At 64.7% G+C, this 12,605-nt stretch carries 10 protein-coding genes and 1 other RNA gene; 2 read left to right on the top strand and 9 right to left on the bottom strand.

Annotated features, from left to right (window positions below):
• Positions 1 to 103 precede the first annotated feature (103 nt).
• The 9 genes from C8C93_RS16140 to C8C93_RS16100 form a co-directional block, all read right to left on the bottom strand.
• The gene (locus C8C93_RS16140) at positions 104 to 1,180 is read right to left on the bottom strand and encodes a lysylphosphatidylglycerol synthase domain-containing protein (RefSeq protein WP_121507565.1); all 1,077 of its coding nucleotides are present in this window, start codon (positions 1,178 to 1,180) and stop codon (positions 104 to 106) included.
• Positions 1,181 to 1,201: 21 nt separating this feature from the next.
• On the bottom strand, positions 1,202 to 2,440 hold the full coding sequence (gene clsB / locus C8C93_RS16135) for a cardiolipin synthase ClsB (protein WP_121507564.1): 1,239 nt from the start codon (positions 2,438 to 2,440) through the stop codon (positions 1,202 to 1,204).
• Positions 2,437 to 3,210: an endonuclease/exonuclease/phosphatase family protein gene (locus C8C93_RS16130; RefSeq protein ID WP_121507563.1), complete on the bottom strand. Its 774-nt coding sequence runs from the start codon at positions 3,208 to 3,210 to the stop codon at positions 2,437 to 2,439. The genes clsB and C8C93_RS16130 overlap by 4 nt, the downstream gene beginning before the upstream one ends.
• Before the next feature lie 218 nt (positions 3,211 to 3,428).
• Positions 3,429 to 4,346: a cysteine synthase A gene (cysK, locus tag C8C93_RS16125; RefSeq protein WP_121507562.1), complete on the bottom strand. Its 918-nt coding sequence runs from the start codon at positions 4,344 to 4,346 to the stop codon at positions 3,429 to 3,431.
• A 232-nt stretch (positions 4,347 to 4,578) separates the two neighbouring features.
• Positions 4,579 to 5,646 carry an RNA 3'-terminal phosphate cyclase gene (gene rtcA, locus C8C93_RS16120; protein ID WP_199727035.1) on the bottom strand — a complete coding sequence of 356 codons (1,068 nt, stop codon included), beginning with the start codon at positions 5,644 to 5,646 and terminating at the stop codon, positions 4,579 to 4,581.
• Positions 5,643 to 6,506, bottom strand: coding sequence for a nucleotidyltransferase domain-containing protein (locus tag C8C93_RS16115; RefSeq protein WP_121507561.1), 864 nt, complete (start codon positions 6,504 to 6,506; stop codon positions 5,643 to 5,645). The genes rtcA and C8C93_RS16115 overlap by 4 nt, the downstream gene beginning before the upstream one ends.
• A gap of 169 nt (positions 6,507 to 6,675) precedes the next feature.
• The gene (locus tag C8C93_RS16110; RefSeq protein WP_121507560.1) at positions 6,676 to 7,896 is read right to left on the bottom strand and encodes an RtcB family protein; all 1,221 of its coding nucleotides are present in this window, start codon (positions 7,894 to 7,896) and stop codon (positions 6,676 to 6,678) included.
• A 26-nt stretch (positions 7,897 to 7,922) separates the two neighbouring features.
• Entirely contained in the window at positions 7,923 to 8,729 is an 807-nt protein-coding gene (locus C8C93_RS16105; RefSeq protein ID WP_121507559.1) for a hypothetical protein, read from the bottom strand.
• 9 nt (positions 8,730 to 8,738) lie between these two features.
• On the bottom strand, positions 8,739 to 9,878 hold the full coding sequence (locus tag C8C93_RS16100; protein ID WP_121508825.1) for a slipin family protein: 1,140 nt from the start codon (positions 9,876 to 9,878) through the stop codon (positions 8,739 to 8,741).
• Between the two features lie 725 nt (positions 9,879 to 10,603).
• Between C8C93_RS16100 and rtcR the strand changes: the two genes are divergently transcribed.
• Positions 10,604 to 12,238 carry an RNA repair transcriptional activator RtcR gene (gene rtcR / locus C8C93_RS16090; RefSeq protein ID WP_121507558.1) on the top strand — a complete coding sequence of 545 codons (1,635 nt, stop codon included), beginning with the start codon at positions 10,604 to 10,606 and terminating at the stop codon, positions 12,236 to 12,238.
• Between the two features lie 10 nt (positions 12,239 to 12,248).
• Positions 12,249 to 12,588: RNase P RNA component class A (gene rnpB, locus C8C93_RS16085), an RNA gene on the top strand.
• Positions 12,589 to 12,605 lie beyond the last annotated feature (17 nt).

The raw sequence follows: 12,605 nt of genomic DNA, 5'->3' as shown, positions 1-12,605 counted from the left end.
ACGGAAGCCCTGGCGTGCAGGGGGTGTGGAGCCGTGTGCCTAAAAAGCTATCAAATCAATAGCTGCTAGCGCTTGATGGATAAGCGATAGAGGAACTTTTGAATCATATTTTTCGAGCTGTTGGAACTTCATCATCGCTGCCCGACTGCTGGCGCCAGCGCAGCTCTGCCACACCAAAGGCTATGGCCGCCAGCACCAGTGGCCCAAAGTAATACAGCGCCCGATAGGCCAGCAGGGCCGCCAGCACTTCTTCCTGCCCCAGCGCCTGGGAGGCCAGCAGCGCCACGCCGACGGCCTCCAGCACACCCAGGCCCGCAGGCACGCGCAGCACCAGCCCGGCCACCGCCCCCAGCAACACGGTGGCCAGCGCGGCGGGGTAGCTCACCTGGTGTTGCAGCACCGTCCACAGCGCGGCGCCCATCAACATCCAGTTGGCGGCCGACACGGCCACCTGCCACAGCGCCACGGGCCAGCCGGGCAGCGGGAACGCGTGGCCTCTCAGCGTGAGGGCGCGGCCACTGCGCAGGCCACACAGCGCCACATAGGCCAGTGGCAGCAATCCCAACACCGTGCCGCCCAGGCGCCACTGCCAGGACTCTACAGCCCACCCGGCCATCGCAGGCGGCTGCCACGTCCACGCCAGCACGCCCGCCAGCAACAGGTAACCCACCCAGTTCGTCACGATGCTGGTGCCCACCACCTGACCGATCGTGCCGGGGTCCACGCCACGCCGGTCATACAGCCGGTAGCGCACGCCCACGCCGCCAATCAGCGAGCCCAGGTTGAGCGTGAACGGGTAGCTCGTCATGGCGATGGCCAGCGTGGTGGCGCGCGGTAACCGGTGGCCGCTGCAATGGCGGCCCACCCAGTCAAAGCTGCCGTAGGTGAAGTGGCTCAGCAGCGCCAGCGCACCGCCCACGGCCAATGCGGTGGTGGGCAGGTCGCGAAGCGCCTGCAGCACCGCGGGCCAGTCCACGGTGCGCGCCTGCCGAAAGATCAGCCCGGCCACCACCGCAAAAAAAGCGGCAGCGAACCCTCGGGTGACCCATGGCCACCAGGCCTGCTCCGGCCAGTGGCGCCAGCCGCGTGGGCTGCTGCTACTGGTGCTGCTGGGGGCAGGTGATGCCATGGCGTCGGCGGTGCCCGTCTGGGTGTCCGCGGGCAGTGTGGAGGTGGCCATGGCGGGGGCTCCGGGGCGCCGTCAGGTGGCCGCGCTGCTGGCGGGCTCGGCCGACGACGTACCTGGGCTGGCCAGCGTGATCGTGGGCTCATGGTGGGGCAGCCAGCCCGCCCATGCCGGGAACCAGCGCATCAGGTGGTACACCGCATAGCTGCGCAGCAGACGCAGTCCATTCCAATGGCTGGGCGCTGCAGCTTCGATCTGCTTGCAACTGGTGTCCATCAGGTGCGACAGGCGGCGGTGCAGGTGGGCGTTGAAGTCGCGGTCCTGGATGATCACGTTGGCCTCCAGGTTCAGCGACAGGCTCAACGGGTCGAGGTTGCTGGAGCCCACGGTGGACCAGTCCTCATCCACCAGCGCCACCTTGCCGTGCAGCGGGCGGTCGCAGTATTCGTACACCCGCACGCCCGCGCGTTGCAGGTGGTCGTACAGCAGGCTGGCTGCCGTCTTCACGATGGGCATGTCGGGCTGGCCTTGCAGGATCAGCCGCACGTCCACGCCCCGCTTGGCGGCCCGCCGCATCTCTCGGATGAAGCGGTAGCCCGGGAAGAAGTAGGCATTGGCAATCACCACCCGGCTGCGCGCCGCGCGCAGGGCCACGCGGTACTGGCGCTCGATATCGTTGGTGTGCTGCTGGTTGTCGCGCGTCACAAACATGGCGTTGGCTGTGCCTGCGTGGGGGCGGCCGGTAATGTCTGTAGCGTGGGGACGTTGGTGCGCGCTGCGGTCCAGCACCGCCTCGCGCGTGAAGCGGTGCATCTGCGCCACAACCGGGCCGCGCACCTGCACGGCGTAGTCCTGCTTGGCCTCGGGGCCGAAGTCGGCCATGTGGTCGGCTGAATAGTTGATGCCGCCGATAAAACCCAGCTGGCCGTCCACCACCACGATCTTGCGGTGCATGCGGCGCAGCACGTTCAGCCGCTGCCCGAGGAAGCGACGGCCCGGGTCAAAAATCCGAAAGCGCACACCTGCATCCACCAGGCTGCCCACAAACTGGTCCGACAGATCGGGCGAGCCAAACCCGTCCACCAGCACATGCACCTCTACCCCGCGCTGCGCTGCGGCCAGCAGGGCGGCATGCAGTTCCTGCCCGATCTTGTCCTCGAACAGGATGAAGGTCTCCAGCATCACCTCGCGCCGGGCCTGGGCAATGGCGTTGAACACACGCGGGAAGAACTCCTCTCCGTTTTCCAGCAACTCGAAGTGGTTGCCCGGAACCCAGCGGGATGAGCGTGGCAGGCTGAAAGCAGGGCGCTTCATAGCAGGATCTCCGCCGCCAAAGGCGCATGGTCCGAGAGCTTGTCCCAGGGTTTTTTGGGCAGTGACAGCGGCGCATGCACAGCGGCGTTGCGCACGTAGATGCGGTCCAGTGCCAGCAGCGGCATGGAGGCTGGAAACGTGCGCACCGCACGGCCAAAGGCCTGCACAAACACCTCTTGCAGGCCCGCTTCGCGGTGCAGGATGTCGTGCGCGCGGTTGCGCCAATCGTTGAAATCCCCCGCCAGCACCACGGGCTCGTTGGCTGGGAAGCTGCGCAGCAGATCGCACACACGCAGCAGCTGCCGCTGTCGATGGGATTCCTGCAGGCCCAGGTGCACACAGACCGCATGCACCGGCAGGTGGTGGCCCGGCGGCTGCAACACGCAATGCAGCATGCCGCGCCGCTCGGGCCCGCTGATGGAGATATCGTGGTTCTCGTAGTGTGTGATCGGAAACTTGGACAACAGCGCATTGCCGTGGTCGCCGTTGTCATACACCGCGTTGCGCCCGTAGGCGTATTGCGACCAGATGGTGTCCGCCAGAAACTCGTAGTGCGGCACCTGCGGAAAGTTGGCGAACCGGCTGGCATGGCGGTGGTGCGTGCCCAGCACCTCCTGCAGAAACACCAGATCGGCTGCCACATCCCGCACGGCATCCCGCAGCTCATGCAGCATGAAACGCCGGTTGAAGGTGGTAAAGCCCTTGTGCACGTTCACGGTGAGCACCTTGAACGCGATGGGCTGGGGATCGGTAGCGGCGGTGGTGGCCATGGGCAGTCAAACAATCTTTGGAGTGGGGCCCCCGCGAAGCCGCCGCGGTGTGCGCAATGGCCACCAGGGGCAGGCCGAGGATGACTTGATTGTTTGGGCTGCACTGCCTTGCCGCTGTAGGACGGCTGGCCGTGGTTTTGTGCTGCTGGGGACGAAAAAAATGGGGCCTGATAGCCCCATTTCGTTCTGCAAAGTGCTGCCGCAGGCGGCAGCGGCGCTTACGCCGGCAGGAACCCTTCGACCGACAGGTAACGCTCGCCCGTGTCGTAGTTGAAGCCCAGCACCTTGGCGCCCGCAGGCAGCTCGGGCAGCTTTTGCGCAATGGCGGCGAGCGTGGCGCCCGACGAAATACCCACCAGGATGCCCTCTTCGCGCGCAGAGCGGCGTGCGTATTCACGGGCCGGTTCGGCATCGACCTGGATTACACCATCGAGCATGCTGGTGTCCAGGTTCTTGGGAATGAACCCCGCGCCAATGCCCTGGATGGGGTGGGGCGACGGTGCGCCCCCCGAGATCACCGGCGACGCCGTGGGCTCTACCGCAAACACCTTCAGGTTGGGGAACTTGGCTTTGAGCACCCGCGCCACGCCGGTGATGTGGCCGCCTGTGCCCACGCCGGTGATCAGCACATCGATGCCATCGGGGAAGTCCGCCAGGATCTCCTGCGCCGTGGTGCGCACATGCACATCGATGTTGGCGGGGTTCTCGAACTGCTGGGGAACCCACGCGCCGGGTGTCTGCGCCTGCAGTTCTTGTGCGCGGGCAATCGCGCCCTTCATGCCCTTTTCGCGCGGGGTCAGGTCAAACTGCGCGCCATAGGCCAGCATCAGGCGGCGGCGCTCGATGCTCATGCTGTCGGGCATCACCAGAATCAGCTTGTAGCCCTTGACGGCCGCGACCAGTGCCAGGCCGATGCCGGTGTTGCCGCTGGTGGGCTCGATGATGGTGCCGCCGGGCTGCAGGGCGCCGGACTTTTCAGCGTCTTCCACCATCGACAGTGCGATGCGGTCCTTGATGGAGCCGCCAGGGTTGCTGCGCTCGGACTTCACCCACACGTTGGCCGCCGGGCCAAACAGGCGGTTGATGCGCACATGGGGCGTGTTGCCGATGGTTTGCAGAATGTTGTCAACTTTCATGGCGTCTCCTGTGAGTGGCGAAGAAGGGGGTTGATGCAATCCAGCCCTTCAGAACAAATCCGTTCGGGCTGAGTCTGTCGAAGCGGGGCGCGATGGCGAACTCTTCCACAAACTCAAGCGAACGAGTTCCCGGGCTGGCATTGCGGCACCACGCGCATTCTGAACCAGTTGTTCTACAGCCTTGGTGATATGGATATAGCCAAGGCATCCACCCCAGTCTCTGCGACCCGGCTTACAGCTGCGGGCTGATCTCCACCAGCATGGCCTGCTTGACCGGCGTGATCTGCACCCGCACGGGCAACCCCAGCGCGATGGTCTGCGCGTTGGTGGCCGTGTGCTGCGTCACCTCCGTGCAGGTGTAGCGGGCGGCCTGCCCGCTGCGCCACACCGCCAGGGCCAGCGGCAGCATCCACTGATCGGCCAGGTGCGGGCCTAAGGCACCCGCGCTGCGCTGGTAGTCGCGCACCTCATCCACAAGCCGCTTGGCAACCTGCTCGGCCGACAGGCTGCGCTCGCCCAGCTGGCAGAACACCTCGGTGATGTGCTCGTACTCCAGCGTGGCGATCAACGCGTTGCCCGGGCCTTCGTTCTGGCGCGTAGGGGGCTGGCGCAGTCGGCCGGATTCAAAGGTCCAGCCCATGCGCTGGCCCAGCGCGTCCAGCTCCCGCGTGGCAATGTTGCGCGCCAGGCCCGGCACCAGTGCCTCGCCCCAGGCGTCTTGCAGCGGGCCGCGCTCCAGCACATCCACGGGCGTCAACGGCAGCGCTGCGGGCGTGATGTGCGCCAGCAGCTCGCCACCCCCGGCGGGGTAGAAGCCGCGCCGCTGCAGTTGCAGATCCAGGCCCACGCCCAGCCGCCGCACCAGCGGTGCAAACGCCCGCTCCAGAAAGTCAAACGGCGGCGCCATCGGGTTGTGCGTGCCGCCCGAGAGTTGCACGCGGCTTTCTCCATCGGCCAGCATCAACGCGGGCAACACCGTCTGCAGCACCAGCAGGCAACTGCCCGCCGTCGCGATCTGAAAGCGGTAGTCGCCTGCGCGCACAGCGCTGGGCGTGAACAACAGCGTTTGCGACCCCAGCTCGGCCCCGTCGGCCTGCCCACCGCACACGGCCATGGCCGCCTGCACGCAGGCCAGGTGCTGGCGCATCAGCCCCGGCTTGGGCCGCCCGGCGCGGATGCGTGTGATGTGCAGCGGCCGGCCGGTGACCATGGCAAGGGCCAGGCCGGTGCGGAGGATCTGGCCGCCGCCTTCGCCGGTGGAGCCGTCGAGGGTGAGGGGGGACAAGGTCAATTCCGTCATGGCGATGTCTCCGCTGCACCCGCGTTCCGGGCGTCGTAGTGCAACACCGTGTCGTACAGCAACGCGTCCAGCGCGGCATGGCCCGGTACCGGCAAGGCTTGCACAGGCTCGGCCGCGTTGCGCGCCAGTTCGGCTTCGATGAACGCATGGATGCGGGGCCAGCGTGGGCTGGTGGCGGCTTCGCCCGCGCGCATCTTCACCTCTAGCAGTGCATTGATCTCATCGACCAGCGCCGCATCGTGCACGGGGTGCAGCGTGTGCTGGGCCAGCTCGGCAAAGCGCATGGGCGGCACGCCGGGCTGCGTGCGTATCCAGCGTGCAGCCAGCAGCGGGCGCAGCACGTAGAGGTACTTCTTGTAGCGCACCTCATCGGCCTGCAAATGCTCACGAAAGTTCTTCTTGGCCATGGAGGCGTAGTGGTGCCAGCCCTTGGCGTTGGAGAACACTTGCGCCGCCAGCGCGCGGAACTGCGCCATGGTGTCCGCCTCTTCGCGGTACACGATGGGTGAGCCCAGCCATTCGAGCAGCGTGGGGTTCGATTCACGCATCAAGCCCAGTGCCTTGCGCAGGTCCCAGCCGTTCACATCCAGGTCGCCGCTGATCGGCAGCTCGATCACGTCGCGCCCGGGCGCCACCGTGAGGTACCACGGCAGCCGGTTCACGTAGATGAAGCGCACGTCGTAGTCGCTGTCGGGCGAGGCAAAGCCCCAGCCGCGGCTGCCGGACTCGCACGCGAAGAGCACCGTTACGTTGTGCGTGGCTTCGATGCGCTGCAAGGCCTCAAGCACTTGCGCGCGCATGTGGGGCTCCACCGGGTGGGCGGAACGCAGGAGTTCTTGTTTTTGTTCTGATTTATGCATGAGAATTGGCTGTAGCGCTTATTGGATAAGCGCTAGCAGCTATTAAAAATGTAGTAATGTCGAAATCATTCGCAACTGTCGCGGCCCAGGCGAGAGACGCTAAGCAAGGGCCGCCCCGCAGCGAGGGCGTCGTCCCCCTGAAGGGAAGCCGCGCAGCGGCTCAGGAGGGTTACCCTTTTACGCAGACGACCTGCTTGAGTGTGTAAACCACCTCCACCAGATCCTGCTGCGCCGCCATCACCGCGTCAATGTTCTTGTAGGCCATCGGAATCTCATCGATCACGTCGGCATCCTTGCGGCATTCCACGCCTTCGGTCGCCTTGATCTGATCCGCGACCGTGAACATCTTCTTGGCCTTGGTACGGCTCATGGTGCGGCCTGCGCCGTGGCTGCAGCTGTTGAAGCTCTCGGGGTTGCCTTTTCCGCGCACGATGAAACTTTTGGCCCCCATGCTCCCCGGGATGATCCCCAGCTTGCCCTGCTCGGCACTCACCGCGCCCTTGCGGGTCACGAAAACGTCTTGCCCGAAGTGCGTCTCGCGCTGCACGTAGTTGTGGTGGCAGTTCACGGCTTCCACGTGCGTTTCGAACGGCTTGGTGATCACCGTGCGCAGCGCGGCAATCACGCGGCCCATCATCACTTCGCGGTTGGCGGCGGCAAACTTTTGTGCCCACCCCACGGCCTTTACGTAGTCACCGAAATACTGTGCGCCTTCCTCGAAGTAGGCCAGGTCTTTGTCCGGCAGGTTGCGTTGGTTCATCTCGGCGTCCTTCTTGGCCAGCTCGATGAAGTGGGTGCCGATGGCGTTCCCCACCCCGCGTGAGCCGGAGTGCAGCATCACCCACACGGACTGGTGTTCGTCCAGGCAGATCTCGATGAAGTGGTTACCCGTTCCCAGCGTCCCCAGGTGCTTGTAGTTGTTGGTGTTCTTGATGCGCGGGTGCGCCTCGCAAATTTCCTCGAACTCATCCACCAGCCCGGCCCAGGCGAGGTCGGTCTCGGCGGGCGGGGTGTCCCAGCTGCCTTTATCGCGGCCCATGCGTTTGGGCGTCATCCCCGCTGGCACCGCGCGTTCGATGGCGGCGCGCACGCCGGACAGGTTGTCGGGCAGGTCGCTGGCCGTCAGCGTGGTCTTGCACGCCATCATTCCGCACCCCAGATCCACCCCCACCGCAGCGGGGATGATGGCCTTGAGGGTGGGTACCACCGAGCCGATGGTGGCGCCAATCCCGAGGTGCACATCGGGCATCACCGCCACATGCTTGAAAACGATGGGCAGGCGCGCGATGTTGCGCAGCTGGTTGCGGGCTTCTTCTTCCACGGGCACGCCGTTGGTCCACATCTTCACGGGCACGCCGTTGGGGACTTCATATTGTTCGTAGTTGTTCATGTTTTTTCCTGTTCTGTTGTTCATCTTCAGCTGGCCATTGCATCAAAGACAGCTGCAATGCGTTCGGTCAGCGGGTAGTGGATCTGGCCGCATTTGGCGCATGCCGGGCGCCAGTCGGCGGGTGTCCCGTCCTCTGTCAGCTTCAATAGCTTGTGTGCCCACGCGGCTTTGACTTGCGGATCATTCAGCCATGCCTGCATGGCGGCATGAAAGGGCGCCTCGGCAAACGCGTTGGAGATCGCTCCGCCATTCGTCCAGTATTCCCAGTAATAGGAATCTACAAAGTTCAGCGTCGCCGCTTCGCGGTCGTCTGCCAACCAGTCGCCCAGCAAGGGCTGTATGGATACTCCGGCGTAGTCCCACATCAGCAGGATGCTGAATGCGTGCGCTCCCTGGAAAAGGCCTTCGCTGTCCGGCTCCCACTGCGCCAGACCCTCGGCGAAGAATGCCCGTGCATAACCCAGCACGGCAGCCCTCTCGTCAGATGAGTAGGCATCGGCAAGGCAACGCCCCAGCCGGTCGAGATAGATCTCGGTGGAGTGGTGCAATCGGGCTCCTTGCGCCAGCAATTCCAGCATGCGAGGCAGGTAGTACTTGATCTCGTCCGCGGGCTGTACCTGGCTCTTGGCAGAGTCGTTGTATTGATAAAAGTGTTCCCGCGTCAGTTGGCGCAGCGGCAGGCATCGCATCTCGCGCTCCAGTTCGGCATCCATGCAGCAGCCGGTGCAGACATCCAGCAGCCCATGCGGTGCCTGGTATTTCGCAAAGGTCTGGTAGACCGCCTGTGTGGCGGCTTCCAGAGGCATTGCAGCAGTCGTTGGTTTCTTTTTCATGGTTCTCTTTCAGCGCATCTTCACCAGGCCATTCAGCACCTGGTCCAGTCCACCAAACACCGAGATCTTGTCGATGCGCTCGGCCACCCGTTCCAGCGTCTCCAGCTCCTTCATGCGCAGGGCGACGGGGTTGTCCTCCATCACCTTTGCCGTGTTGAGCAGCGAGCGCGTAGCGGCCGTTTCTTCGCGGCGGCGGATCACGTTGGCCTGGGCCTGTTTCTCCGCCTGCACCACCTGGGTCAGGATGGTTTTCATCTCGCCGGGCAGCACGATGTCCTTCACGCCCACGCTTTCCATCACCATGCCAAAAGGCATGAGCTTGGTAGCCATGTGCGCAGTCACCACGTCGTCGATCACCGACTTGTTCTCCAGCAGCTCATCGAGCGTGCGGGTGCCCACGGCGGCGCGCAGCGCAAACTGCAGCTCGCGGTACAGGTGGTCGGCGGGCTTTTGCAACTGGGCAAAGGCGCGCAGCACATCGGTGTAGCGAAAGGTGGCCGACAGGTTCAGCCGCAGGCTCACCTTGTCGCGGGTCATGATGTCCTGGCCTGAGACCTCTACGGCCTGCAGGCGCAGGTCCACGAGTTCCACAGCGATGGTGCGGCCGTACTTCCAGTACGCATAGGCGCCCGCAGGCAGCAGCCGGTCCACTTTGCCGTCGATGCTGAGCAGTGCGCACAGGCCTTCGGGCACCTGCACTTGCAGCACGCCGGTCAATCCGGTCACGCTGCGCTGGCGCAGTTGTGTGTGCGTCAGGCGCGCCACCAGGGCGGCGGGCAGCTCGGGGCCTGCGTCGAGGTCGATCACCTGCACGCTTACCTCCACCAGGCCTTTCCAATACAGGCGGCGTGTGCCGGGCGGCAGCACCTCGACCAGCACGCCGTTTTCGCTGCGCAGGCCCACTTGCTGCTCCGACAGGTTCACTTGCACAAACTCTGCCGCCACCACGGCAGGCTCCTGCGCCATCAGGTAGTCGGCCAGGCCGTGGGTGAAGGCGGGTTGTTCGAGCGCGAAGGTCTCCACGCGCAACTGGTCCATGCCTGCAAACAGCCAGTAGTTGCCGCTTTGGAGCACGCGGTCAAAGCTGCCGTTGCGCAGCAGCAGGGCGCGTTCGTTTTTCTTCACGGTCACTCGTTCGATCAGCTTCATCATTTTTCTTCTCCTTGTTCTGTCGTTGTCGTTACTTCTTCGTTGTCGTTGCAATCAGGGTGCCGTTACAGCGATGGCGGGGTGCCAGGGGGCACAGCCAGGGCCCTGCAGTGCGCCGTGGTTGCTGCCCTGCAAGCAGGGCGGCAGCGTGGCTGGCTGCGGGCGCGGGCTGTGCCGGGTGCTGGCACAAACCGCCACCGGCTGACGGGGTCTTGCCTTGCGGCTGCGTCCAAAAGAGGCGCAACCCTGGGACAACTCCCCGCGTTCGGCGGGTGGTCTTTCGACCGGTACTTCCAAGTGCTGGCCTTGCGGCCATGGGCAGGAATCGAACCTGCGACAACCCCTTTCGGGGGGGCTCTACCAGACTGAGCTACCAGTGGTGGCAAGCCGGGAGTCGAACCCGGCACGTCCTCTTGCGAGGCGTCACCACGACCTTGCCGTTACCCAGCGTTTGCGGTGTGCGGCATGCAAGGAATCGACAAGGCCTTGAGAGCCCGGAATCCCTGCACCGGCGGGGCGAACGTTGGTCCTAACCCCGGCCTGTGAGCGGTCACCGCTTGCGCTGGATGTCTTATCTATTGCCAGATGCGTGCCAGTTTGCGTTTTTTCGACTGAACTGCTTCAACCCATTGATTTATATGCAGAAATTCCATTCGCTGATTTTTTTGATTTGTTTAAGAAATGTGAAATAACTAGAATGAAAGCTAAATAAATAGATAAGTAGCATGCGCAAAAACAAAGTCGTGATCGGTTTCCTTGGCACCCAGCTCGACTCCGGCCGGGGCGCGGGGCGGTGGGAGAAGTGGCGCCCCACCGTATCGCTGGTGCAGCATGAGGACGTGGTGATCGAGCGGCTGGAGCTGCTCTACACGCCGCCCCACCAGGACTTGGCGCAACAGGTGCGCGCGGACATGGTGATCGCGTCCCCCGAGACCACGGTGAACCTGGTACCCCTGCCCATTGCCGACCCGTGGGACTTTGGCGAGGTGTATGCCAAGCTGTTTGACTGGGCGCAGCGCTACCGCTTTGACACCGAGCGCGAGGAATACTGGACCCACATCACCACCGGCACCCACGTGGCGCAGATCTGCCTGTTCCTGCTGGTGGAGTCGCGCCGCATTCCGGGCGTGCTGGCGCAGACCTCGCCGCCCAAGCGCCAGCAGATGGGCGACCCGGGCAGCTACACGCTGATCGACCTGGACCTCTCGCGCTACGACGTGATCGCGCAGCGCTTTGGCGCCGAGCAGCAGGACGCGGTGCAGTTCCTCAAAAGCGGTATTGCCACGCGCAACGCGCGCTTCAACGCGCTGATCGACGAGGTGGAGCGAGTCGCGGTGCGCTCGCGCGCGCCCATCCTGTTCACCGGGCCCACAGGCGCGGGCAAGTCGCACCTGGCGCGGCGCATGTACGAGCTGAAGAAGGCGCGCCACCAGGTCGAGGGCGAATTTGTGGAGGTGAACTGCGCCACGCTGCATGGCGACGGCGCGGCATCCACGCTGTTCGGCCACAAAAAGGGCGCTTTCACGGGCGCGGCAGCCGACCGTGCGGGGTTGCTGCGCACGGCGCACAAGGGCGTGCTGTTCCTCGACGAGATTGGCGAACTGGGCCTGGACGAGCAGGCCATGCTGCTCAAGGCTGTGGAAGAAAAACGCTTCTACCCCATGGGCAGCGACCGCGAGGTGGCCAGCGACTTCGAGCTGATCGCCGGCACCAACCGCGACCTGCGCGCCGAGGTGGCGGCCGGGCGCTTTCGCGAAGACCTGTATGCGCGCATCAACCTCTGGAGCTATGTGCTGCCCGGCCTGGCGCAGCGGCCTGAAGACATCGAACCTAATGTGGACCACCAGCTGGCCCGTGCAGGCACCGAGCTGGGCCGCAGCGTGCGCTTTTCCAACGAGGCGCGCGCGGCCTACCTGCGCTACGCCCAGTCGCCGGAGGCCCTGTGGACCGGCAACTTCCGCGACCTTTCGGCCAGCGTGACGCGCCTGGCCACGCTGGCCGACAGCGGCCGCATTGGCCTGCCCCTGGTCGAGGCAGAAATGGCCCGGCTGCGCTGGCTGTGGCAACCCGCCAGCGATGCGCGCAACGGTTTGGCGTCCGCGCCCGGCGTGTGGGGCCGTGACGATCTTGCGGACCTGTTGGGAGAGGAAGCGGTGGGAACCATGGACCTTTTTGATCAGCTGCAGCTGGCGGCGGTACTGCATGTGTGCCGCAACGCCCGCACCCTGTCGGACGCTGGGCGGCAACTGTTCCAGGCCTCGCGCATGCAGCGCACGGTGGTCAACGACGCGGACCGGCTGCGCAAGTACCTGGCGCGTTTTGGTCTGGACTGGGATCGCGTCGCGGCCGCTGGGCGATAATCCACCCCGTGAAGCGCGCCAGACCGCCGCTGGTGCAATCTGGGAAACCAGGCACTGGAGGAACGTCCGGACTGCACAGGACAGCGTAGCAGCTAACGGCTGCCCACCGTGAGGTGAGGATCAGAGCAACAGAGACGAGTCCCGGGGGAGTGCCGCAAGGCAAACCACCGGGGGTGAAACGGGCAATCTCTACGCGCAGCAATACCAAGTAGGCCAACGTTGATGTGGTTCCGCAGAGTTGGCGGGTAGGTAGCACCGAGCCGTGGTGGCGACACCCGGCCCAGATTAATGGCGGTCACACTGCGGGCAACCGTGGTGCACAGAATCCGGCTTATCGGCGCGCTTCACACTTTATTTCCCATCCCCG

It is taken from the genome of Acidovorax sp. 93, from assembly GCF_003633835.1.
GTDB lineage: Bacteria > Pseudomonadota > Gammaproteobacteria > Burkholderiales > Burkholderiaceae_C > Acidovorax > Acidovorax facilis.
The sequence above is the reverse complement of the archived record's forward strand: the minus strand, read 5'-3'. Positions and strand labels throughout refer to the sequence as shown.